The 22,127-nt window shown below is 72.0% G+C and carries 21 protein-coding genes; 10 read left to right on the forward strand and 11 right to left on the reverse strand.

The window, feature by feature from the left end:
• The first annotated feature begins 239 nt into the window (after window positions 1-239).
• A complete protein-coding gene (locus tag A6A08_RS04255; protein WP_242422107.1) occupies window positions 240-1,076 on the forward strand; it encodes an ATP-binding cassette domain-containing protein in 837 nt (278 codons plus the stop codon).
• On the forward strand, window positions 1,073-2,074 hold the full coding sequence (locus A6A08_RS04260; protein WP_073701193.1) for an ABC transporter permease: 1,002 nt from the start codon (window positions 1,073-1,075) through the stop codon (window positions 2,072-2,074). Before A6A08_RS04255 ends, A6A08_RS04260 begins: the two co-directional genes overlap by 4 nt.
• Window positions 2,075-2,166: 92 nt before the next feature.
• Here the strand turns inward: A6A08_RS04260 and A6A08_RS04265 are convergent, their stop codons facing one another.
• Window positions 2,167-2,859, reverse strand: a complete 693-nt coding sequence (locus A6A08_RS04265) for a TetR/AcrR family transcriptional regulator (RefSeq protein ID WP_073701194.1) — start codon at window positions 2,857-2,859, stop codon at window positions 2,167-2,169.
• Between the two features lie 159 nt (window positions 2,860-3,018).
• Here A6A08_RS04265 and A6A08_RS04270 point away from each other — a divergent pair, with 159 nt between their 5' ends.
• Entirely contained in the window at window positions 3,019-3,756 is a 738-nt protein-coding gene (locus A6A08_RS04270; RefSeq protein WP_073701195.1) for an NAD(P)-dependent oxidoreductase, read from the forward strand.
• A 69-nt stretch (window positions 3,757-3,825) separates the two neighbouring features.
• Here the strand turns inward: A6A08_RS04270 and ddaH are convergent, their stop codons facing one another.
• Complete coding sequence (ddaH, locus tag A6A08_RS04275; protein ID WP_073701280.1) at window positions 3,826-4,617, reverse strand: dimethylargininase; 792 nt, start codon at window positions 4,615-4,617, stop codon at window positions 3,826-3,828.
• 135 nt (window positions 4,618-4,752) lie between these two features.
• Between ddaH and A6A08_RS04280 the strand changes: the two genes are divergently transcribed.
• Complete coding sequence (locus A6A08_RS04280; protein ID WP_083608846.1) at window positions 4,753-5,952, forward strand: FAD-binding oxidoreductase; 1,200 nt, start codon at window positions 4,753-4,755, stop codon at window positions 5,950-5,952.
• A gap of 44 nt (window positions 5,953-5,996) precedes the next feature.
• Complete coding sequence (locus tag A6A08_RS04285; protein ID WP_073701196.1) at window positions 5,997-6,284, forward strand: YiaA/YiaB family inner membrane protein; 288 nt, start codon at window positions 5,997-5,999, stop codon at window positions 6,282-6,284.
• 63 nt (window positions 6,285-6,347) lie between these two features.
• Here the strand turns inward: A6A08_RS04285 and bioB are convergent, their stop codons facing one another.
• Both bioB and A6A08_RS04295 read right to left on the reverse strand, forming a co-directional pair.
• Window positions 6,348-7,409, reverse strand: coding sequence for a biotin synthase BioB (gene bioB / locus A6A08_RS04290; protein ID WP_073701197.1), 1,062 nt, complete (start codon window positions 7,407-7,409; stop codon window positions 6,348-6,350).
• A gap of 191 nt (window positions 7,410-7,600) precedes the next feature.
• On the reverse strand, window positions 7,601-8,212 hold the full coding sequence (locus A6A08_RS04295; protein ID WP_073701198.1) for an HAD family phosphatase: 612 nt from the start codon (window positions 8,210-8,212) through the stop codon (window positions 7,601-7,603).
• Window positions 8,213-8,443: 231 nt separating this feature from the next.
• Between A6A08_RS04295 and A6A08_RS04300 the strand changes: the two genes are divergently transcribed.
• A complete protein-coding gene (locus tag A6A08_RS04300) occupies window positions 8,444-9,871 on the forward strand; it encodes a sugar porter family MFS transporter (protein WP_073701199.1) in 1,428 nt (475 codons plus the stop codon).
• Between the two features lie 13 nt (window positions 9,872-9,884).
• On the opposite strand, the gene A6A08_RS04305 is transcribed toward A6A08_RS04300, so the two are convergent.
• Complete coding sequence (locus tag A6A08_RS04305) at window positions 9,885-10,133, reverse strand: SHOCT domain-containing protein (RefSeq protein ID WP_073701200.1); 249 nt, start codon at window positions 10,131-10,133, stop codon at window positions 9,885-9,887.
• A 149-nt stretch (window positions 10,134-10,282) separates the two neighbouring features.
• On the opposite strand from A6A08_RS04305, the gene pabB reads away from it, so the two are divergent.
• Entirely contained in the window at window positions 10,283-12,424 is a 2,142-nt protein-coding gene (gene pabB, locus A6A08_RS04310) for an aminodeoxychorismate synthase component I (protein ID WP_073701201.1), read from the forward strand.
• A 61-nt stretch (window positions 12,425-12,485) separates the two neighbouring features.
• Window positions 12,486-13,115, forward strand: coding sequence for a DUF4291 domain-containing protein (locus A6A08_RS04315; RefSeq protein WP_073701202.1), 630 nt, complete (start codon window positions 12,486-12,488; stop codon window positions 13,113-13,115).
• A 14-nt stretch (window positions 13,116-13,129) separates the two neighbouring features.
• Here A6A08_RS04315 and A6A08_RS04320 read toward each other — a convergent pair whose 3' ends face one another.
• Window positions 13,130-13,876 (reverse strand): class I SAM-dependent methyltransferase, encoded by a 747-nt coding sequence (locus tag A6A08_RS04320; RefSeq protein ID WP_073701203.1) that lies wholly within the window; start codon window positions 13,874-13,876, stop codon window positions 13,130-13,132.
• 110 nt (window positions 13,877-13,986) lie between these two features.
• Window positions 13,987-15,786 (reverse strand): bifunctional UDP-sugar hydrolase/5'-nucleotidase, encoded by a 1,800-nt coding sequence (locus A6A08_RS04325; RefSeq protein WP_073701204.1) that lies wholly within the window; start codon window positions 15,784-15,786, stop codon window positions 13,987-13,989.
• Window positions 15,787-15,924: 138 nt separating this feature from the next.
• Here A6A08_RS04325 and A6A08_RS04330 point away from each other — a divergent pair, with 138 nt between their 5' ends.
• The gene (locus tag A6A08_RS04330; RefSeq protein ID WP_073701205.1) at window positions 15,925-16,335 is read left to right on the forward strand and encodes a DUF4440 domain-containing protein; all 411 of its coding nucleotides are present in this window, start codon (window positions 15,925-15,927) and stop codon (window positions 16,333-16,335) included.
• Window positions 16,336-16,484: 149 nt separating this feature from the next.
• On the opposite strand, the gene A6A08_RS04335 is transcribed toward A6A08_RS04330, so the two are convergent.
• The 3 genes from A6A08_RS04335 to A6A08_RS04345 all read right to left on the reverse strand — a co-directional run bounded on the left by A6A08_RS04335 (window position 16,485) and on the right by A6A08_RS04345 (window position 18,826).
• The gene (locus A6A08_RS04335; RefSeq protein ID WP_073701206.1) at window positions 16,485-16,991 is read right to left on the reverse strand and encodes a flavoprotein; all 507 of its coding nucleotides are present in this window, start codon (window positions 16,989-16,991) and stop codon (window positions 16,485-16,487) included.
• A 277-nt stretch (window positions 16,992-17,268) separates the two neighbouring features.
• Window positions 17,269-18,027 (reverse strand): class I SAM-dependent methyltransferase, encoded by a 759-nt coding sequence (locus A6A08_RS04340; RefSeq protein ID WP_073701207.1) that lies wholly within the window; start codon window positions 18,025-18,027, stop codon window positions 17,269-17,271.
• A gap of 55 nt (window positions 18,028-18,082) precedes the next feature.
• Window positions 18,083-18,826, reverse strand: a complete 744-nt coding sequence (locus A6A08_RS04345; protein WP_242422108.1) for an ion transporter — start codon at window positions 18,824-18,826, stop codon at window positions 18,083-18,085.
• Between the two features lie 183 nt (window positions 18,827-19,009).
• On the opposite strand from A6A08_RS04345, the gene A6A08_RS04350 reads away from it, so the two are divergent.
• Window positions 19,010-19,711, forward strand: coding sequence for a metal-dependent transcriptional regulator (locus tag A6A08_RS04350; protein WP_073701208.1), 702 nt, complete (start codon window positions 19,010-19,012; stop codon window positions 19,709-19,711).
• A gap of 93 nt (window positions 19,712-19,804) precedes the next feature.
• Here the strand turns inward: A6A08_RS04350 and A6A08_RS04355 are convergent, their stop codons facing one another.
• Window positions 19,805-21,406: an alkaline phosphatase gene (locus A6A08_RS04355; RefSeq protein ID WP_073701209.1), complete on the reverse strand. Its 1,602-nt coding sequence runs from the start codon at window positions 21,404-21,406 to the stop codon at window positions 19,805-19,807.
• Window positions 21,407-22,127: the final 721 nt, after the last annotated feature.

Here is a 22,127-nt window from a genome sequence, read left to right on the forward strand (position 1 = left end):
GGCACCGAACACACCGTGTCACAGGCTTTTTCCTCCCGGTTACGGACCCATCCCTCATGGCAACTGGTTGTTATCAACAAACCACCTCGGGTAGCTTTGCCGCGAGCTTTAACCCCCGAACCCCCACGCAGAAAACGACTTCGTCTGCGGACGTCCCTCATCGTCCATCAGATGTTGGGCGTTTTGCCCCCTTGAGGAGTGAATTGGAACCAGGAATCCACGCCGGGAACCCACCCGGGGTGACACTCCCAAACACCGAGGACGTCCGGGCCGCAATCCCACGTCCTCCGGCGATCCGGGCTGAGGGCCTGGCCAAGACCTATGCCGGGGTGGAGGTGGTCCGCGGGATCGACCTGCTGGTACGCCCCGGGGAGGTCTTCGGAATCCTGGGCCCCACCGGGGCAGGTAAGTCCACCACCATCGCGATGCTGTGCGCACTGGTCCGTCCCACCTCCGGAAGCCTGTGGGTGGCCGGGCACGACGCGCGCACCGACCCCGCCGGGGTCAGGCGCTCCATCGGCGTGGTGTTCCAGAGCCCCACGCTGGACGACAGGCTCACGGTCGAGGAGAACCTGCGCGTCCACGCCGCCCTCCACGGGGTCGCACGCCGCCGGGTACGTCGGCGCATCGCCTCGATGCTGGACCTGGCCGACCTGCCCGACCTGCGGCACGAGCTGGTGCGCACGCTCCCCGGCGGGGTGAGGCGGCGCCTGGAGATCACCCGGAGCCTGCTGCACCACCCCGAGGTCCTGCTCGTGGACGAGCCCACGACCGGCCTCGGTCCGCGCGACCGCGCCGACGTGTGGCGGCACCTGCGCCGCATGCACCGCGAGTCCGGTACCGCGGTGCTGGTGACCACCCGCCGCGCGGCCGAGACGGACCACTGCGACCGGGCGGCCGTCCTGGACCGCGGCCGGATGAGGGACCTGGGGACCCCGGTCGAGGTCCGCTCCCGCCTCGACGACGCCTGCGCCCACCTGGTGCCCCCGCCCGCATCCCCGCCGAGCCTGCACGACGTACTCCCACGCCACACGGGGCACGGCCCACGCTCCCAGGTGAGGAAGTCCCACACGTGAACACGGCGATGACGGTCCGGTTGGACGCCGAGGCGCGCGCGGTGGCCGCCGTGTGGCGGCGCGAGATCACCGCCCTCCTGCGCGGGCGGCTGCGACTGGCGCTCGGCCTGGCACAGCCCATGCTGCTCCTGGCCGCCCTGGGCATCGGGTTGGGCGCGGTCGTGTCCGACGTCGGCCCGGGCGTGGGCTACGCGACCTTCCTCTTCCCCGGTGTCATGGTGATGGCGGTCCAGTCCCCGGCCTTCGCCGCCGGTGCCTCGATCCTGGGCGACCGCAAGCTCGGCCTCCTGCGCGGGATGCTCGCGGCGCCCGTGCGCCGCGAGTCCCTGCTGGTGGGCAAGGTGCTCGCGGGCACCACCGCCGCCACCTGCCACGGCGCGGTCCTGCTGCTCTTCGCGGGGGCCGCGGGCGTGCCCTACGACCCGGCGCTGCTCACCTCGTTCCTGGCGGTGCTGGTGCTGGTCTCGTTCGCTCTGGCCTCCCTGGGGGCGCTGCTGGCGGTGTGCCTGCCCAGCCCGCAGACCTTCCAGGCCACCACCGGGTTGTTCCTGGGGCCGCTGGTGCTGCTGTCCGGGGTCTTCTTCCCGCTCAGCGTCCTCCCGACCTGGCTCACCGTGTTCACCGCGCTCAACCCGCTGACCCACGCGGTGGACGCGGCACGCCACACCCTCACCGCCCACCTGCCCGACGCCGCCTCCGACACCCTGTTCGCGAACCTGCGGGTGTGGGGCCTGCGGCCCTCGACCACGGAGGAACTGGCGGCGCTGGCCTGCTTCGGCGCACTGTGCCTGTTCCTGGCCGTGCGGCGCTTCTCCAGGCCCGACCAGCAGGAACAGCCGCCGGCGTCCGCCCCACGGCACCGCCCGCCGGACCGTGACGACCACCGCGCCCCGGCCCGCCACCGCGACCGCGGATGGCTGTGCCGCCTGCACCGGACCACCTGCCGACGCGGTACCCGAGACCGCCTTCGGCCCGGGCACCGCACCAGGTCGGCGTGAACGTGCACGCGCCATCGCCGCCGGGAAGGGACCGCACCGGGCCAAGGCACGGGTCCGCCCTCTCCACGGCGGTCCGGGGGAGAGGGGGCCGGTCATGGGCGGGACGGACCGACCGCATCGTCCAGGGCCCTCGCGAGGCCGTCGAGGACCAGGTCGAGTCCGGGGGCGAACTCGTCGGCGTAGGCGTAGTCCGTGCGCAGGGCGTGGGAGGTGATCATCTCGGTGAGGTGGGGGTACTCGTCGGTCGGGAGCGCGCGGAGCATGGCCGCCGCCACGTCCTCCATCTCCTGCGAGGTGTCGAACGGCAGGCTCGACTCCTGTAGGACGAATCCGTAGACGTAGCTGTCCAGGACCGACACCGCCCGGGCGGCCATCGCGATCGAGAACCCCGCCCCGCGCAGGCATCCGATCATCCAGTCGTGGTGCCGCAGCGTCGCCGGTCCGGGATCGCGCCGAGAATCCATCAGGCCCAGCGCCCAGATGTGGCGCGAGAGCACAGCGCGGGCGGAGAGCGCGCGCCGGCGCATGGCGCCCTTCCAGTCGGCCGTGTCCCGGGGCAGTTCGATCTCGCCGAAGACCAGATCGACGATCCCGTCCAGGATCTCGTCCTTGCTGGCCACGTGGTGGTACAGCGACATGGCTTCGACCCCGAGGTGCTCGGCCACCTTGCGCATGCTCACCGAGGCCGCTCCGCGCTCGTCGGCCACGCGCACGGCGCCTTCGAGGACACGCTTCCTGCTCAGGGAGGGGCGGGGTGCGCGCTGCCGTTCGGGGGTGGATGCCACGTGATCTCCCTGGACTACGTCGGTGCCTCACCGTCTCTCCTTGACGGCCTTACGGGTGTAAGGATAGCCTCCGACCACAACCTTACAGGTGTAAGGCACGAGGGTCGCGGGCGTACCGGTTCTCCCGGAACGCCCACCGGAGGGCCGGGAGGAACGCGCGTGGGAACGGAACGAGGGCAGGAGAGGGCCGACCGGGGCGGACTGAGGGTCTGCGTCGTCGGGGCCTCGGGCAAGCTCGGGCGGTACATGGTCCAGCACGCCCTGGACCGCGACTACGAGGTCGTGGGCGTGTGCCGCGAGAAGAGCGTCGGGAAGCTGGCGGAGTTCGAAGGCCGCATCACCGTGGTCGCGGGGCCCACGGACGACCGGGAGGTCATCGGGCGCGCGGTCGCCGGATGCGACGCGGTGCTCACGGTCCTGGTCCCGTGGGGAGTCCACGGGTACTCGACCGGAACGGCCCAGGCGGTGCTCGACCTGGCGCCCGCGGGCGCGCGGCTGGTGTTCTCCTGCGGCTGGCACGTCGCCCGCGACGACAAGGACGTGTACTCGCGCAGGTTCCTCGCCTTCACCAGGGTCTTCGGCGCACTGGCGCGGCTGGTACGCGTCGTCGACGTCGACGACCAGGTGGAGGCGTGCCGCCGGGTGTTCGACAGCGGCACCCGGTGGACGGTCGTGCGCGGCAGCGACCTCGAGGAGGGGGAGAGCGAGGGGCTTCCGGTGTGGAGCCGGCACGTCGGCGACCCGGTCCTGGCCGGCAACACCACACGGCGGACCGACTACGCGCTGTTCATGGTGGAGGCGGTCACCGACGACGCACTGGTCCACGAGGCTCCGGCGATCGTCGGCCGCCGTACGCCCTCGGCACGCGCGCACGCCCGGCCGCCGGAGTCCCGGTGACCGGATCCACGACCGGCCGCCCCACAGGTGCGCACCGCAGCGGTCCGCGGGCCCGCGCCCCCGGCCCGCTCAGACCCCGCGGTCCTGATCCGGCACCAGGACGCTGAGGCAGGTCACGCACGCCTCCAGCTTCTCGAACTGGGAGATGTCCACCGGCAGCACCCGCCAGTGGTCGGCGGTCAGCTGGTGGATGGTCTCGTGCGCCGCCGCACTGACCAGGACCTCGCGCCCGCCCAACGGCAGCACGTGCGCGCCCGGCTCCTCGGGGGCGCGGCGCACCGGCGGCAGGACGTCGGCCTCCACCAGGTCGGGCAGGCCTATGAGCGATCCGTCCGGCAGCGCGGTCACCGCCGACTTCAGGTGCAGTGCCGCACCCGTCCCCACTCTCTTGACCTCCCGGCCCAACGGCTTGAGCAGCCGTTCGAGCTGGGCGGCGCCCTCGGCGTTGGTGCGCCCGCCCACCCCCACGTAGACGGTGGATCCCACCTGGAGCACGTCGCCGCCGTCCAGGGTCGCGGGCTCCTCGATGCGTGCCACCCGCAGCCCGAGCGCGCGCACCACCGGCTCGACCCCCTCCACCTCACCGCGGCGGGCCTCGGCGCCGGGGCGGGTCAGGACCGCCAGGTCCCCGCACACCACCACGGTGTCCTCCACGAACACCGAGTCGGGGTACTCGGGGGCCGCGTCGACCTCGCACACCCGCCACCCGGCCGAGGCGAGGGCCTCCTGGTAGATCGTGTACTGGCGTGCGGCCAGGACCGGGTCCACCGCCGTGCGGGGGATGTGGGTGACGATGCCCCGCGCCAGGCCGGGGCTGGGGCGGCGCATCAGGGCGGCCCCGTAGTAGGTGTATCCGTCCACGTACACGTCCTCCAGGGTCTCGCCGCGGGGGCTTCGGAAGAGCACAACCTACCGCGCATCCGTACCCGTTCCCCGGACGCGGCACGCGGACCGTCCGGCTTGTCCGTGAACGACCGGAGGGGCAGGGTGGACCCCATGGACGTGATCGTTGTCGGCGGCGGGATCGTGGGGACCAGCGCGGCCTTCCACCTGGCCAGGAAGGGTGTGTCCACCGCGCTGGTGGACACCGCGCACCTGGGGCAGGCCACGGCCGCCGGGCTGGGGGTCATCCACCCGTGGCCCTTCCCCTGGGACTCCGGCCCGGTGTGGGACTTCAAGGCCCGCGCGGCCGAGCACTATCCGGAGCTGATGGCCGAACTGGCCCGGGACGGGCAGGCCACCGGATACGAGGTGGTCGGAGGCATGTCCGTGGACCTGGAGGGGGACGACGCCGGGTTCGACCTGATACGCACCCTGTCCGAGCGCCCGGAGTTCACCACGATGGGCCGGGTGGAGCGGCTGGCCCCGGGTGAGCCGCGCGAGCGGTTCCCCCTGGTGCCCGCCTCCTACGGCGGGGTGTTCGTGCCCGGGATGGCCCGCCTGAACGCCCCGGCGGCCCGTGCGGCCCTGTTCAACGCCGCGGAGGAGCGGGGCCTGCGCTACTTCAAGGGCGAGGCCCGCCTGTCGTGGAACGGCCACCGTGTGACGGGTGTGCGGATGGGCACCGAGGACCTGGAGGCGCCCACGGTCGTCGTGGCGGCGGGCGCGTGGTCGGCCGGACTGCTCGCGGCCGCCGGCGTGGAACTGCCCGTGCGGCCGGTACGCGGACAGGTGGCGCACTTCGCGCTGCCCGGACGCGACACCAGGGCCTGGCCTGTGGTGCGCTTCGGTGAGCGCGGGTACTACGCCTGCGCGTTCGGCCCGGACCGGGTGGCCACCAGCGGCACGCTGGAGCCGGAGGCCGGATTCGACCGGCGGGTGACGGCCGCGAGCCTGCTGCACAACCTCTCCACCGCGCTGGAGGTGCTGCCCGGACTGGACGAGGCCACGGTGGTGGAGACGCGCGTGGGTTTCCGCCCGGGCACACACGACGGAAGGCAGTTGCTGGGGCCCGTGGAACGGCTGCCCGGAGTGGTGGTGGCGACCGGGCTGGGCGGTGAGGGACTGACCTTCGGCCCCTTCCAGGGGCTGGTCGCGGCCCGGTTGGCGATGGGGGAGGATCCTGGGCTGGACCTGGCCCCCTTCCGCCCCGACCGGCCGGCGGCGCCCTCCTTCGAGGAGGCCCACAGGACGGGGCAGGGCCCGGCCGGGGGAGAGGCGCGGCGGTGGGAGAGCGCCCCAGGACGCGGTGAGTAGCCGTACTCAGGCGCGGGACCGGGGCGACCGGCAGCATGGACGCCATGAACCCCTACACTCCCCAGCCCCGGTCCACCCCGCAGTTCTTCCTCCAGTCCGCCCTGTCCTTCGGGGTCTCGGCCGTCGGGGTGGGCGCGGGGATCATCTACCTCCCCGTCGACCTGTGGATCCGGGCCTTCCTGGGCCTGGGCCTGCTCTACGTCATCACCTCCACCTTCACACTGGCCAAGTGCGTGCGCGACCGCCAGGAGGACGTGCTGGCCGCCGAGGCGGCACAGAACCAGCAGGTCCCCCTCTGGTACGGCAACGAACAGCCCGCCCCGCGCTCCTGAGCCGGACGGACCCGTTCGGCGCCCCCGGAACCCGGAAGGCGCCGAGCCCCGGGCCCGTCGGCGTCAGGCGTTGGGCGGAAGAGCGGTTCCAGCGCCGCGCCGACGGGTCCTGAGCAGGTCGTGGCGTTCCCGGGGCAGGGTGGGCTCTCCCGCGCCCTGCACGGTGAACCCCGCGTCGGCGATCATCTCCAGGTCGTCCCTGCCCGCCTGGCCCTCGCTGGTGAGGTAGTCCCCCAGGAAGAGCGAGTTGACGATGTGCAGCGCCAGCGGCTGCAGGGAGCGCAGGTGGATCTCCCGGCCCCCCGCCAGACGGACCTCCACGTCGGGGAAGACGAACCGGGTCGCGGCCAGGACACGCAGGCACCGCTGCGGGGTCAGCTCCCAGGTGCCCTCCAGCGGAGTCCCCTCGAAGGGCATGAGGAAGTTGACCGGTACCGAGTCCGGTTCCAGCTCGCGCAGCGCGAACAGGGCGTCCACCAGGTCGTCGTCGCTCTCCCCCATCCCCGTGATCAGCCCGGAGCAGGGGGAGAGCCCGGCGTGCTTGGCCCTGGACACGGTGTCCACCCGGTCGGTGAACTCGTGGGTGGTGCAGATGTCGGCGTAGCGCTCCTGCGAGGTGTTGAGGTTGTGGTTGTAGGCGTCGGCCCCGGCCTCGTGCAGCCGGTCGGCCTGCCCCTCGGAGAGCAGGCCCAGGCAGGCGCACACCTCCACACCCGGGTGCTCGGCCTTGATGCCCTCGATGGCGGGGGCGAGGCGTTCCACGTCGCGGTCGGTGGGGCCGCGCCCGCTGGCCACCAGGCAGACCCGGGTGGCGCCCGCCCTCACCCCGTGGGAGACGGCCTCACGGGTCTGGTCGGGTTTGAGCCAGGTGTACTTGACGATCTCGGCCTCGGAGCCCAGGCGCTGGGAGCAGTAGAAGCAGTCCTCCGGGCACAGGCCGCTCTTGATGTTCACGAGGTAGTTGAGCTTGACGCGGCGCTCGAAGTAGCGCCGCCGGACCCGGAATGCGGCGGCGACCAGGTCCACCAGGTCGTCGTCGGAGCTGCGCAGAACCCCGAGGAGTTCGTCGCGGGTGGGCGTCTCACGGCGAAGGGCCTTCTCGGCCAGGGGAAGGAATGTGGTCACGGGGACGATCCTGGGTCCCCGGGCGGGAGCGGCGCAGCCGCGGAAGGAGCCAAAAACGCGGGAGAAGTCTTGTACGGGACGGCTGTTTGCGCTCCGGCGGCGTACCGGTACCGAACGTGGCGCCCAGGGCCTCGCGTGAGGGAGGAGAGCGGAGGGGAGCGGGCGCAACGGACCGGCGAAGACGCCGCGGCTCAGGTCGGGGCGTCCGCGTCCCCGAGGGCGAGCTCCTCCCTCAGCCGGGCGGCACTGGTGAACAGGTGCGCGCGCATACCCGTCTCCCGGGCGCCCAGCACGTTCTCCTGGCGGTCGTCGACGAAGAGGATGCGCCCGGGCTCCACGCCCAGGGCCTCCTGGCACCACCGGTAGGCCTCCGGTTCGGGCTTGGCGCGGCCGAGACGGCAGGAGAAGGCGCGCACGTGGAAGTTCCCGAGCCAGGGGTGGTGCGCCTCGTAGTGGACGGCCAGTTCCTCGGGGAGGTTGGACAGCAGTCCGATCCGCCGGCCGGACGCCGCGAGCTCCCCGACCAGGGCGACCATGGTCTCGTCCACGGCGCTCCAGCTGGCGATGTCGGCCTCGACCAGTGCGGCGATCCGGCGGTCGTCCAAACGCACGCCCACGTCCTCGCCCACGCGGTGCCAGTACTCGGAGGCGGTCACGTCCGCACGGTCGTAGGACAACCGCCGCGCCCAGTACGCCTCCCAGAAGGCCGGTGCGGGCGCGCCCGCGACTTGGACCAGCCGGTCCTTGCCCTCCTCGGACTGGTGGCACGCCAGGACACCGAACAGGTCGAAGAGCACGGTCAACAGGGCGATCCCTTCTCACGGCCGCGTCGGGAACTCGTCCAGATCGTACGTGCTCGGGCCCCCGGGCGCGCGTCCGGCGGCGCCGCGACACGGGTCGGCCGCGACCGATACAGGTTGTGTGCCAAACACTGGACATCTTTTGGCCTGTGGGCGTTTTGTCCGTGACGCTTCGCCCTCGGCGTGTCCACCCTGGGGGCGACAACTGTTGTGCCACGGGGGAAGGAAGCGAATGTGAGCGGATCCAGACAAGTCGGCGACGATTCCGTCCCGGCGGGCGAGGCCAACATCGTCCACGTGACGATGATCGCCGCCGCCGCGGCGATGGGCGGTTTCCTCTTCGGTTACGACAGCGCCGTCATCAACGGCGCGGTACCGGCCATCCAGGAACGCTTCGGCGTGGGACCGGCCACACTCGGGTTCACGGTCGCCTCAGCGCTCCTGGGCTGTGTGGTGGGTGCCGCGACGGCGGGCGCCCTGGCCGACCGGATCGGCCGTATCCGCACCATGCAGATCGCCGGTGCGCTGTTCGCGATCAGCGCCGTCGGCTCGGCCCTTCCGTTCGGGGTGTGGGACCTGACCGCCTGGCGGGTCCTGGGCGGTGTCGCCATCGGTCTGGCCTCGGTCATCGCCCCGACCTACATCGCCGAGGTGTCGCCGGCCGCCTACCGCGGCCGCCTGGCGTCGCTGCAGCAGTTGGCGATCGTGCTGGGCATCGCCGCCTCCCAGCTGGTCAACTTCGGTATCGCCCAGATGGCCGGCGGCAGCGCGAGCAACATGCTGGGACCGATCCAGGCCTGGCAGTGGATGCTGGGCATCGAGGTCCTGCCCGCCATGGTCTACGTGGGCCTGAGCCTGCTCATCCCCGAGTCGCCCCGCTACCTGGTCCGTATCGGGCAGGTGCCCCGGGCCCGCCGTATCCTCGCCGAGGTGGAGGGCGGGGGCCCCGACCGGGTGGACCAGCGCATCGGGGAGATCCGCGAAGCGCTGGGCTCGGAGATCAAGCCGAAGCTGAGCGACCTGACCGGCCGCTACGGCCTGCTGCCCATCGTGTGGATCGGTATGGCCATCTCGGCCTTCCAGCAGCTGGTCGGCATCAACGTCATCTTCTACTACTCCAGCTCGCTGTGGCAGTCGGTGGGCGTGTCCGCGACCAACTCCCTGCTGCTGAGCCTGTTCACCTCCATCGTGAACATCGTGGGTACGTTCGTGGCGATCCTGCTGGTGGACCGGGTCGGCCGCAAACCGCTGCTGCTGGTGGGCTCGGGCGGTATGACGGTGTCGCTGGCACTGGCCGCCTACGCCTTCAACCACGCGGTGGTGCGGGGCGACGAGGTGACACTGTCGTTCGAGTGGGGCGCGGTGGCGCTGACCGCGGCCAGCCTGTTCGTGCTCTTCTTCGCCCTGTCCTGGGGTGTGGTCGTGTGGGTGCTGCTGGGGGAGATGTTCCCGCTGCGCATCCGTGCCGCCGCGATGGGTGTGGCCACCGCGACCCAGTGGCTCACCAACTGGCTGATCACCGTGAGCTTCCCCAGCCTGCGCGACTGGAGCCTGAGCGGCACCTACATGCTGTACGCGTTCTTCGCGCTGGTGTCGTTCTTCTTCGTGTGGAGGTTCGTCAAGGAGACCAAGGGCAAGACCCTGGAGGAGATGCGGGGCTGAGGGCCCGGCGGGCTCACCGCTCCAGGTCGATCTTCCTCTGGAGGAACTCCTCGCGGTCGATCTCACCCCGCGCGTATCTGAGCCGCAACTCCTCCTCCGCCGCGTCCACGGCCTGCGGCCCCGGCGCGGCGGGGGAGGACCGCCGCCCCGGACGGGTGCGCTCATCCAGGGACGCACCCGCCACGGACGCGACCGTGACGACGAAGAAGACACCCAGCGCCACCATGACGAGGATCACGAGCGTGGCCACCATGTAGGTCATCTCCACTCCTGGCGAGGAAACCGCTCTTCCACCTTCTTGTGTACCCAGACCGGGACTCCTTCTCCAGGGGGCACCTCGCATCTGTGGACGACCACCCCCGTCCGGACCGCCGTAACCTGGAGTGCCGCGAACCGGACGAAAGGGGCGGGATGCGCGTCCTCCTCGTGGACAACCACGACTCCTACACGTACAACCTCTTCCAGCTCCTGGCGCGCGTCCTGGGCCGGGACCCCGCAGTTCTCACCAACGACGACCCCCGCTGGGAGGCCCTCGACCCGGCCGACGTGGACGCCGTGGTCCTCTCACCCGGGCCGGGCCGCCCCCAGCGCCCGCGTGACCTGGGCCGCGCGCCCGAACTCCTGGACCACACCCGCCTGCCCGTGCTGGGCGTGTGCCTGGGCCACCAGGCCATCGCCCACCTGGCCGGGGCGGACGTGGTCTCGGCCCCCCAGCCCCGCCACGGTCACCTGTCCCGGGTCCGGCACACCGGATCGGGCCTGTTCGCGGGCCTGCCGCAGGACTTCACCGCCGTGCGCTACCACTCCCTGGCCGTCGCCGACCCCCTGCCCGAGCCGCTGACCGCGACCGCGTGGTCGGAGGACGGCGTGGTCATGGGCCTGGAACACCGCACCCTGCCGCGCTGGGGGGTGCAGTTCCACCCCGAGTCGGTGGCCAGCGAGTTCGGCGCGCGGACGGTCGCCAATTTCCTGGACCTGGCCCGCGCGCACACCGGCACGGGCCACGACCACCACCCCCGCATCCCCGTGGACCCGCCGACCGAAGCCTTCGAGGAGCAGGGGAGCACACGCGAGGAGCGGGCGAGCGGCCCACCGGGACGAGAAGCCGCCGAAGCGCCCCGGCACGGACACCGCACGGCCCCCTCGTCCCACTCACCCCGGCAGCACCCCGGCCCCACACCCGGGAACCCCGCACCCCGCACACGCGAACTCCCCCTGGCCGTGGACACCGAGGCCGCCTTCGCCCACCTGTACGGCGAGGCCGAGTACGCGTTCTGGCTGGACAGCTCCCGACCCGAGGGCCCCGCCCGTTTCTCCTTCCTGGGCGCCGCCACCGGCGAGGTGCTCACCTACCGGGTCGGCGGACCCGTCCACCTGCGCGCCCAGGACGGCACCGAGCACACCGAGCCCGGCAGCGTCTTCGACGCCCTGGACCGCCGAGTCCCCCACCCCTCCCCGCACGGGCTGCCCTTCGACTTCACCGGAGGCTACGTCGGCTACCTCGGCTACGAGCTCAAGGCCGACTGCGGCGCCGCCAACGCGCACACCTCGCCCCACCCCGACGCCGTGTGGCTGCGCTGCGACCGGTTCGTGGCCGTCGACCACCACCAAAACCGCACCTACGCGGTATGCGCCGACGACCTCCCCGACGGCGACGCCTGGTTGGAGCAGACCCTGGCCGCCCTCACCGGCCTGCCAGCCCTGGACCCGCCCGCACCGCCCGCGCCGGCCACCGACCTGGCCCCCCTGCTGGAGCGCCCGCGCGAGGACTACGTCGGCGACGTCAAGGAGTGCCTGGCCCAGCTCACGGCCGGGGAGAGCTACGAGATCTGCCTGACCAACCGGCTGCGCCTGCCCCACACCGGCACCGACCTGGACGCCTACCGCCGTATGCGCGCCGCCGGCCCCGCGCCCTACGCCGCCCTGCTGCGCCTGGGAGCGATGAGCGTGCTCAGCGCCTCGCCCGAACGGTTCCTGCGCGTGGACGCCGACCGCACCGCCGAGAGCCGCCCCATCAAGGGCACCGCGCCACGCCACCCGGACCCGGACCGCGACGCACGCGCCGCCGAGGAACTGCGCACCGGCGCCAAGACCCGCGCCGAGAACCTCATGATCGTCGACCTGCTGCGCAACGACCTGGGCCGGGTGTGCGAGGTGGGCAGCGTCGAGGTGCCCGCGTTCATGTACACCGAGTCCTACGCCACCGTGCACCAGCTCGTCTCCACCGTGCGCGGCAGACTGCGCCCCCGGGTGTCGGCCGTGGACGCGGTGCGCGCCTGCTTCCCCGGCGGGTCGATGACCGGAGCCCCCAAGGAGCGCACCATGGAGATCCTGGACCGGCTGGAGACCTCCGCGCGCGGGGTCTACTCCGGTGCGCTGGGCTATGTGTCCTCCTCCGGCACCGCCGACCTGAGCATCGTCATCCGCACCGCCGTGCTGGCCGACGGCCAGATGACCATCGGCGCGGGCGGCGCCGTCGTACTGGACTCCGACCCGGAGGGGGAGTACGAGGAGATGCTCCTCAAGGCCGCCGTGCCCGCACGCGGCCGCTGAGGGCCCGAGGACGGGAAAACCGTTTGCCGCCACCGGGGGCCAGGCACCACCCTTGAGCCCCATGAACCTCCCCCGCCACCAGATCCGGGCGCGTTACACCGACACCGCGGTCACCGTCTACCAGGCCTACAGCCCGTCCATCGGGCTGCCCGCCGCCCGCGACGGCCGCTTCCCCTCCGCATGGAAACGGGACCGGATGACCTGGATCAAGCCCTCGTTCCTGTGGATGGCCCACAGATGCGGGTGGGGGGCCAAGAAGGACCAGGAGACCGTGCTGGCGGTGGAGGTCACCCGTGCGGGATTCGAGTGGGCGCTGCGCAACGCCTGCCTGTCGCACTTCACGGCGGGCGTGCACGCGGACCGCCGGGAGTGGAGGCGCCGACTGCGTGAGAGCCCCGCCCGCGTGCAGTGGGATCCCGAACGCGACCCGCACCTGAGGCCGCTGGAGCACCGCTCCCTGCAGCTGGGACTGGCGGGCGAGGCCGCGCACCGTTACGCCGACGAGTGGATCGTCTCCGTCACCGACGCCACCCCGCTCACGCACCGGATCCACACACTGGTCCAGGCGGGGGAGCTGGAGGCCGCCGCCCGGCTACTGCCCGACGAGCGCCCCTATCCGCTCGCACCACACGAGCTGGACCACCTGCGCCCCGCCCCGACCGTTCACGGGAAGGACGCGCACACGGTCTGAGCGGAGCACGGCGGTCACCCCCGCCCGGGGAGCCGGTAGACCGAGACGTGGCCGGGGCTGGAGGCGTCGAAGGGACGGCCGTGCCAGTCGGCGTGGCGCTCCTCCAACTCCAGGCCCGCCATACGGGCCATCAGGTCCAGCTCGGCGGGCCAGCAGTAGCGCAGCGCCACCGGGAGCATGCTCCTCATCCCGTCCTGGGGAGTGAAGGTGAGGATCTGCTTGGCGTAACGCTGGGCGACCGGGTCGTTCTTGTACACGTGCAGCGTGACGGAGTCCTCGGTGAGGTGGGAGACCTCCACCCAGGAGTCGCGCTCCAACTCCCTGCGCCCCGGGACGAAGCACTCCAGCACGAAACGGCCACCGGGCTCCAGGACCCGGGCGACATTGGCGAAGCAGTCCGTCTGCCGCTTCTGGTCCGGCAGGTTGAAGAGCGTGTTGAAGACCAGGAACACCAGGTCGTAGGGGCCCTCGACGGGGACGTCGGCCATGTCGCCCACCACCACGGGAAGGTCCGCCCCGCCCGGCAGCGCACGCATCCGTTCGACCATGGCGGCCGACCCCTCCACGCCCTCCACGTCCACGCCCCGCGCGGCCAGGGGCAGGGCGACGCGCCCCGTACCGCTGGCCAACTCCAGGACCCGCCCACCGGCGGCGAGGGCGTGGAGGAAGTCCACAGCCGGGGCCGGGTCCGGGTTGGGCCTGTCGTCGTAGTGCTCTGACCAGTGCTCCCCGAAGAAGGCGGGGTCATCGAAGCTCGGCATGCCCCTCAGTGGACCACCCCCGTGTGTCCGGCGCCACGGGTTTTCCCATGCGGAGCCGTGCACGCGTCCCTGGCCGGGACGCGTGCACACCCGTGCGCCTCGCGCGCCCCCTACTCGAAGACGGGCACGCCCTCGCGGACCAGGCGCCAGTTGACGACGTGGAAGTCGGCCGGGTCGATGGTGCCGGTGGCCGTGGCGTGGTCGATCAGCGCCTGCCTGACCTGCACCTGCGCGTTGTAGACCACCGGAGCCCCGGTGATGTGCGGGAACCCGCCGCCACCCGACTGGCGGTAGTTGTTGACCGCCAGCACGAACCGCTGGTCGTCGGCGACCTCCGCGCCCTCCATCGTGAGCGAGGCGATCCGCTCGCCCACCGGCCGGGACACGTCGATGTCGTACTCCAGCCCGGCGACCTGGTCGAAGTTGTAGTCGGGGGTGCCGTCGGCGTTGGTCAGGCCGCCCGGGTCGACCGCGCCGGAGACCGGCACCTGGTGGAAGTAGCGTGCGGAGTACTCCAGGTACTCGCGCAGCTGCGCCCCGGTGAGCACGCTGGCCAGCAGGGTGTTGTCGTACACGTACAGGCCGGCGATGTCGCGGATCGAGACCTCGCCGGCGGGGAAGACCGCCGAGCGGCTGAAGGGAGCCGCGATCGAGAGCACGGGCAGGTCCGCCTCGGCGGTGCCCTGGATCGCCGCGCGCACCGTCTCGATCTGCACGTGCTGGATGTAGTCCACGATCGCGGTGTCGCGCCAGCAGGCCTGGGCCGCGCTCAGCTCCTCCACCGAGGTCGCCACCACCTGGTTGACGTACTCCACCGCCGTGGCGTGCTGGTCGGCCACCAGCTCCACGATCTCGGGGTCCTCCTCCACGGTGTTGCTGTTCAGCGTGACCGCGCTCTTGGAGGTGACCCGCCAGCGGCCCCTCTCCCGGCGCAGCGCCAGGTCCATCACCGACAGCCGCCGCCCCCAGTAGGAGGGCATCGTCATCAGGACCTGCTCGCCGGTGACCTTGTTGGTGACGAAGCGCTCGGAGATGTCGCGGTGGGAGTGGCCGAACAGGATGGCGTCGATGCCGGGCACCTCCTCGGCGACCATCGCCGAGGCGTTCTCGACGGGGACGTCGTCGCCGTAGGAGGAGGTGCCGCTGTCACCGGAGTGGGCGCTGACGATCACCAGGTCCGCGCCCTCGCGGCGCATGACGGGCACCCAGTGGCGGGCGCTTTCCACCAGGTCCCGGAACTCCAGCCTTCCCTCGACGTGGTGGCGGTCCCAGATGATGGACCCGGGGTTGGTCAGTCCCAGCACGCCGACCACCAGGGGCTGGGTGCCGGGCTTGTCGAGGCAGTCCACCCTCATGCGCTTGAGCACGTAGGGGCGGTAGGCGGGCTCGTCGGTGCCGTGGTGGACGGCGTTGGCGGCCAGCGCCGGGGCCCGCATCTGGCCGATCCAGGTGTCCAGGTGCTCCAGGCCGTAGTTGAACTCGTGGTTTCCCAGGGCCACGGCGTCGTATCCGACGGCGTTCATCGCCCGCGCCATCGGGTGGGTCTGCCCGGTCTCGGTGATCGGTTCGACGACGTTGTAGTAGGTGGCCAGCGGGGCGCCCTGGATGGTGTCGCCGGAGTCGAAGAGCAGGGTGTTGTGGTGTCCGCGCTCGGCGCGGACCTCCTTGATCAGGCTGGCCGCCTTGGCGATGCCGATGTGGTTGCCCTCGGAGTCCTCGAACTCGGCGTCCTTGAAGTAGTCCCAGTTCATGCAGTGGCCGTGCAGGTCGGAGGTGCCCATGACGGTGATGAGGGCCTCACGTGCCGAGGAGGCGGCCGCCGTACCGGGCCAGCCCGCCAGGGCGAGGGCGCCCGCGGCGCTCAGCCCGCCGAGGGCGCCGCGTCGGGAGATGCCGGGGTCCGCTGACATGTGTCTCTCCTGGGGGTGGCGGGGGTGAACGAGACTCCCACAGGCTAGTAAGGCGCCACAGGGAACGGAACTGGGCGTGTGTTAACAATCCGTGCACGTTCACCGGCGTGCACGGAACGGCCGTGTGGGGAGACAGGGATGCGTGGGAACGGGGACGGGGCGGGCGAGGCGGTCCAGCAGGCGATCGAGGGGGAGCTGATGCTGCTGGAACCCCACGTGCGCGCCTCACGCAGACTCGCCGCGGAGCTGTTGGACACCGAGTTCACCGAGGTCGGAAAGTCGGGCAGGTGCTGGGACCGGGAGTCGATGCTGGCGGAGCTGGCCACCATGGACAGCCACCCGGACGCCGGGGGGCCGGGGGAGGCCGGGGCGGGGCGGCGCCGGGTACGGGTCACCGACATGGTGGGCAGGCTGCTGGCCCCGGACCTGGTGCACCTGACCTACGCCACCGAGGTCGGCGGGGCACGCGCCCGGCGCAGCTCGTTGTGGCGCCGGGGCGCGGACGGCACGTGGCGGATGTACTACCACCAGGGCACCCCCGTGCCCTGACGGCCGGGTGGCCGCGGAGCGGAACGGGGCGGCCGCCGCCATCGGCAGGAGCCGACCAGCCGGGCCAGGGGCCTTCCGGCGGTCCCCAGCGGTGCCTCTTCACGCCCTCGGGGCCGCGGATCGCCGACGGGTTCCGGTTCGTTGCACCGTCACGGTGTGGGCTCCCCGGCGAGGGCGTCGGCGACCTGGCGCCACCCCGGGAAGCCGCGTGCGGGACCGCGCAGGAGGGTGACGTGGGGGACCTCCTCCAGGAGGCGGAGGCCACGGTTCCAGGCGGGGTGGCCCGAGAGCCCGTCCCCGGCCTTGGGGACCAGGAACGTGGGGACGCCGCGCCCGATCATCTCGCAGACGAGCGCGACGGCGAAGGTGTCCGTGATACCGAGCGCCGTCTTGTTCGTGCTGTTGAACGACCAGGGGCAGGCCAGGACCGCGTCCGGGGGCGGCAGGCTCCTGCCGGTGCCGGGACGGCGGAAGTCCACCCGCACCGGCTCTCCCGTCAGCGCCTCCAGTTCGTCGAGGTCGTGGAAGCGGGTGCCCGTCGGTGTGCACAGGACGGTGACCTGCCACCCCCGGCCCTGGAGCAGGCGGACCAGGTCGGGGGCGGTCTCCTCCGGCGTCGTGGACGCGCCGGAGAGCGCGAGGTGGAGAGTTCCCATACGGCCAGTCTGACCGCCGGACGCGCATGCGCGCCACGAGGATTCCGGGGCGGTCCTGCATGGGGGTCGACGGTGGGCACGGACAGGTGGTGGCGGGCGTCCGGGGGCGAGGCGCGCACCGATTCCGCCGGCGCGCTCGGGGCTTGTCCTCGACCACGTGCTCACCCGCCGCGTACAGGGGAATTCCAGCGTGGGCGGGCGGTGCCTGGGAGGCGGCGGACTGCGCGGTCGCCCTCTTCCGGCTCACGGAGCCGGGACGGGTTCGACACCTGCGGGATCAGGCCCCGGCGAGCAGAAGGAACAGCGGCACCCTCCGGCGGCGCTCGTACTCCTGCGCCCTCGCCCCGAACAGCTCCCGGGCTGGGGCGCACTCGCGCAGCGCGGTGAGGGCGAATCCAGCACCGTGCAGCGCCCGCACGTAGTCCTCCACGGTGCGGTGGTGCCACGTCACGGGCTCTCCCATCCACACGCGCCGGCGGGGGCCGGTGGCGAAGTAGCCGTCCACCACCCAGTCCTGTCGCGGCCGACCGGTGCCCGCGCTGGCGTCGTTGCAGGTCAGTACCGGGTGCGGAACGGTGAACACCAACCGCCCTCCCGGGCGCAGCCACCGCCGCGCCGAGGCGAGCACCGCAGCGGCGTCGTCCACGTAGTGCAGAGCCATCCGGGACACCACCAGGTCGACGCCGCCCGGTGGGGCGGTGAACCCCTCCATGTCGGCTCGTTCGACCCTGCCTCCGGTGTCCCGCAGACGGGAGCGGGCCCGCTCCACCATCGCCGCGGAGCCGTCGACGCCCAGGTAGCTCCGGCACCCCGCCCCCAGCAGGATCCGGCCCAGGTCGGCGTCACCGCACCCGAGGTCGAGCACGTCCAGTCCCGCGGCCGGACCCAGCTCCTCCAGGAGCGCCGGCTCCTCCATGACCGTGTTCGGGCTGGACACACCGCCGTGGCGGTGCTCGCCGTAGCGGTCGGACATCCGGGGCAGGTCGTAGAAGGACGACCCGCGCGGGGGCACGTTCGGGGGGTGGGGTCCGCTCATGCTCCGGACACTAGACGCCGCCGACCGCGCAGTGAAGACCGGGCCCTCCGCTCGCTCAGGGAGCCGGCTCCGGCCGGTCCGGCGGCACCGGCTCGGCTGCTTCGGCGGTGCGGCCCAGTTGGGCCCTGAGTGCGCGGACCTGCTCGGTGAGCTCGCGCAACTGCTCCTGCGTGTGCGCGTCGGCCTTCTGTTCGCGTTTGTCGGAGTCGTCCTCGACCTGCTGGACGAACCAGGTGGACAGCGTGCCGGTGATGACACCGAGCAGGCCGATCCCCATGACGAAGAGGAAGGAGGCGATCAGGCGGCCGGTGCCGGTGACCGGGTACAGGTCTCCGTAGCCGACGGTGGACACCGTCACCAGCGACCACCAGAACGCGTCGGTGAGCGTGGTGATGTTGGCCCCGGGGGCGTCCTGCTCCGCGCGCAGCACGCTCAGCGAGGCCATGAGGAGCATGATGACGGTGATACCCGCGGTGTATATGAGCACGTTCCCGCGCAGGGACACCGACATGTGGCGGTGCAGCAGCGACACGACGGTCAGGAGCCGGACCAGCTGCAGGGGGCGCAGCATCGGCAGCACCACGATCAACAGGTCCAGCAGGTTCTCACGGACGAACCTCCACCGGTCCGGCGCCAGGTACAGGCGTGTGACGTAGTCGGCGGCGAAGACCACCCACACGGCCACGATGAGCACCTCGCACAACTCACGCCAGGTCTGGGACAGGCCGGGGTCGAGGATGGGCCAGGCGTAGGCGGCGACGAAGATCAGGGCCGCGGCGACCAAGGGCAGTTCGGTCACGGACCGCCAGCGTTTCAGACGTTCCTGTGACCTGGGAGGGGATGCGCTGTGTTGTTCCACGACCCGATTCGACCAAACGCTTCCGCGCAGGCCAAATCCGGGGGAGGGAGAACCGCTCCGGGGCCGTCCACAGGCACGTGCACAAATGGTGGCCGATGAGCGGTCCACGGTACGGTTACGGTCATGGACAACGCACCGACACGACCGTCCACGTCGGTTGAGGACTACGTGAAGGTCATCTACGACCTCCAGGAACGCGGCACCGGGCCGGTGACCATCTCCGGTATGGCCGAACGCCTGTCCGTGTCCAACTCCTCGGTGTCGGGCATGCTGCGCAAACTCAGCGAACTGGGCCTGGTGGAGCACCGGCGCTACGGCGCGGTCACCCTCACCGAGCCCGGGACCAAGGCGGCCCTCTCGGTGCTGCGCCGCCACCGGCTGCTGGAGACCTACCTGGTCGCCGAGTTGGACTACTCCTGGGACGAGGTACACGACGAGGCCGAGATCCTCGAACACGTGGTTTCGGACAAGTTCGTCGACCGCATCGCCACCCACCTGGGCGATCCGGTGGTGGACCCGCACGGCGACCCCATCCCCACCCGGGAGGGCCACATCGTCCAGCACGAGAGCGTGCTGCTCTCGGAGGCGGACAAGGGCGTCAGCGGGGTGATCGTGCGCGTCAACGACACCGACCCCGACCTGCTGCGCTACCTGGCCGAGAACGAGATCGGCATCGGGATGCGCGTGGAGGTGGTCGAGCGCCAGCCCTTCGCCGGGTCGATGGAGATCACCGTGCGCCCCGACGAGGGCTCCCCCGAGAGTTCCCGGTCCCTGGGCCTGGTGGCCGCCGAGGCCCTGTGGATCAGCCCGGACGGCCACGGGTAGGAGCCCAGGGCCGGGAACCTTCCGAGGAACACCGCCGCCCGGAGGAAGGCGGCCGGCGGGAGCGGCGGGACACCCGCCCCGGTCCGGGACGCCTCACCCCCGGGCGCGCACGCCCGCGACGCCGTCGTCGATGACGAACCGCGCCCGGTCCCTGACGGGTGCGCCCGGCTCGCTCACGTAGTCCACGACCCGGTAGTCGGCCGTCCACTCGGTGGGCGTGACGACGTTGCGCACATAGCCCCGCCTGCGGTTGATGAACCTGATGTGCGGGTTCTCCCGCAGCTGCACCGCGTCGCCCGGGTTCTGCTCCGCGCCGTCGCCACCGCTGGTGAAGGACGTGCCCACCAGCTCGGTGGCAACCGTCGCCGACTCCGGGTCGTCGAAGTCGGCCTTGATGTCGCACACGTAGTTGGCGTGCACGTCACCGGTGATCACCACGCCGTTGCGCGTGCGCGCCAGCTGGTCGCGGACCTCGTTGCGCTCGACGAGGTAGGCGTCCCAGGCGTCGTTGCTGAAGTTGGTCGCCTCCCCCTCGACGAAGTCGCGCTGGGAGAAGAACACCTGCTGGGCGAGCACGTTCCAGCGGGCCCGCGAGGAGGACAGCCCGTCGAACAGCCACTGCTTCTGCTCGGCGCCGACCAGGGTGCGCGAGGGGTCGCCGTGCCCGGCGTCGCCCACCTGCGGGTCGCGGTACTGGCGGGTGTCGAGCAGGTGCATGTCCATCAGGTCGCCGAAGGACAGTCTGCGGTGGAGCCGCATGTCCGGGCCGACGGGCAGCTGGGCGCGGCGCAACGGCATGTGCTCGTAGTAGGCCTTCATCGCCTGGGCGCGCCGGTGGAGGAACTCCTCGGTGGGGATGTCCTCGCCGTTGGACTGGTCGTCGGCCCAGTTGTTCTCCAGTTCGTGGTCGTCGAAGACCACCGCCCACGGGAACGCGGCGTGCGCGGCCTGGAGGTTGGCGTCGCTCTTGTACTGGGCGTGCCGGATACGGTACTGGGCCAGGGAGCGGACCTCCACCGGCGGCACGTGGCCCCGGCCGAGGTCCCCCTGGGCGCCCGACTCGTAGATGTAGTCGCCCAGGAACGCGACCAGGTCCAGGTCCTCCTCGGCCAGGTGCGCCTGGGCGGTGTAGTGGCCTCCGGGGTAGTTCTGGCAGCTGGCGAAGGCGAAGGCGAACCGGTCCAACCGCATCCCGGGAGGCAGGGTGGTCTTGGTTCGGCCCACCGGGCTGATCTCGCCACCGACGCGGAACCGGTAGAAGTACTCCGCCCCGGGGCGCAGCCCCTGGGCCTCCACGTGCACCGAGTGGGCGACGTCGGGGCCCGTCTCGACGGTCCCGGAGGCGGCGACGCGGGCGAAGCCCTCGTCCTCCGCCACCTGCCACTCGACCTCCACCCGCCGGTCGGGCATGCCGCCCAGACCGTCCTCGGCGAGGGGGTCGGGAGCCAGGCGGGTCCAGAGCACCACACTGCTGTGGAAGGGGTCTCCCGAGGCGACGCCCAGGGTGAAGGGATCGACGACACGGCCCGGGCGGGCGGTGGTGGTGTCCGCGTGGGCCCGGGGGCTCCAGGCGGTGCCCAGTGCGACGGCGCCCAGGGTCGCCGCGCCGCCGACCAGGACCTGGCGCCGTGTGGTGTGCGCGGCCGAGGCGGTGGGGGCGGGGACAGGGGTGGGGGCGTGGGGGGTTTCCTGCATGCACGGTCTCCTGACGGGTTGCGGAGGAGCCCGAGCCCTTGGCGGATCGGGCGGGGGACCGTGCTCCATCCGGCCACAGAATGCGGAACGTCCCAACCACCGCGTGGTGAACGTTGGCCCCCCATGGGTGACTAGCAGGTGACGGACCGTTACGGCGCAGGTCAGGGGAACGACACGCCGGGGAGAGGGGAAACCCGTTGATCGCGACCGGCCGGAGGACCATGATCGGACGGTCGACCGGCAGGTACACGGCAAGGAGCGGCGGCGCGCGGCGATCCGGCGGAACCTTCGAGCCCAGCACCCGGACACGAGTTCCCGAGGACGCCTTCGCCTTCCGCTCCCCCCACCCCGAACATCGGTATCGCCGCGCACGTCGACGCGGGTAGAACCAGTCGCACCGAGCGCCTGCTGTCCGACGCGGACGCGCCCGGCGCGCGTACGCTGCCCCTGGCCCTGGACGGCCCGCCGTCGCCCTCCGGGCCGCCGAGGTCCTCGCCGAGCACGACGAGGGCCTGCCCCCGCCGGGCCCGGACGGACTGCGCGGGATCCTGGCCGGGCAGGTCGCGCACGGGTCGGTGTATCCGGTGGTGTTCGGATCGGCCCTCACCGGACAGGGCGCACCGGAAACCGGTGACCGCGCTGACCGGACTACACGCCCATCCCCGACGCGCAGGAACCCCGCCGCTCCGGGCCCGCATCGACGGCGATCCGTTGAACCGGC

The organism is Nocardiopsis sp. TSRI0078, from assembly GCF_001905145.1.
Classification (GTDB): domain Bacteria; phylum Actinomycetota; class Actinomycetes; order Streptosporangiales; family Streptosporangiaceae; genus Nocardiopsis.

Bases quoted from the DNA above. Each gene is read 5' to 3' on its own strand.
- A6A08_RS04280 (WP_083608846.1), top strand. From the start codon at position 4,753: ATGGACGTGATCGTTGTCGGCGGCGGGATCGTGGGGACCAGCGCGGCC.
- A6A08_RS04285 (WP_073701196.1), top strand. From the start codon at position 5,997: ATGAACCCCTACACTCCCCAGCCCCGGTCCACCCCGCAGTTCTTCCTC.
- A6A08_RS04305 (WP_073701200.1), bottom strand. From the start codon at position 10,133: ATGACCTACATGGTGGCCACGCTCGTGATCCTCGTCATGGTGGCGCTG.
- pabB (WP_073701201.1), top strand. From the start codon at position 10,283: ATGCGCGTCCTCCTCGTGGACAACCACGACTCCTACACGTACAACCTC.
- A6A08_RS04315 (WP_073701202.1), top strand. From the start codon at position 12,486: ATGAACCTCCCCCGCCACCAGATCCGGGCGCGTTACACCGACACCGCG.
- A6A08_RS04320 (WP_073701203.1), bottom strand. From the start codon at position 13,876: ATGCCGAGCTTCGATGACCCCGCCTTCTTCGGGGAGCACTGGTCAGAG.
- A6A08_RS04325 (WP_073701204.1), bottom strand. From the start codon at position 15,786: ATGTCAGCGGACCCCGGCATCTCCCGACGCGGCGCCCTCGGCGGGCTG.
- A6A08_RS04330 (WP_073701205.1), top strand. From the start codon at position 15,925: ATGCGTGGGAACGGGGACGGGGCGGGCGAGGCGGTCCAGCAGGCGATC.
- A6A08_RS04335 (WP_073701206.1), bottom strand. From the start codon at position 16,991: ATGGGAACTCTCCACCTCGCGCTCTCCGGCGCGTCCACGACGCCGGAG.
- A6A08_RS04340 (WP_073701207.1), bottom strand. From the start codon at position 18,027: ATGAGCGGACCCCACCCCCCGAACGTGCCCCCGCGCGGGTCGTCCTTC.
- A6A08_RS04350 (WP_073701208.1), top strand. From the start codon at position 19,010: ATGGACAACGCACCGACACGACCGTCCACGTCGGTTGAGGACTACGTG.
- A6A08_RS04355 (WP_073701209.1), bottom strand. From the start codon at position 21,406: ATGCAGGAAACCCCCCACGCCCCCACCCCTGTCCCCGCCCCCACCGCC.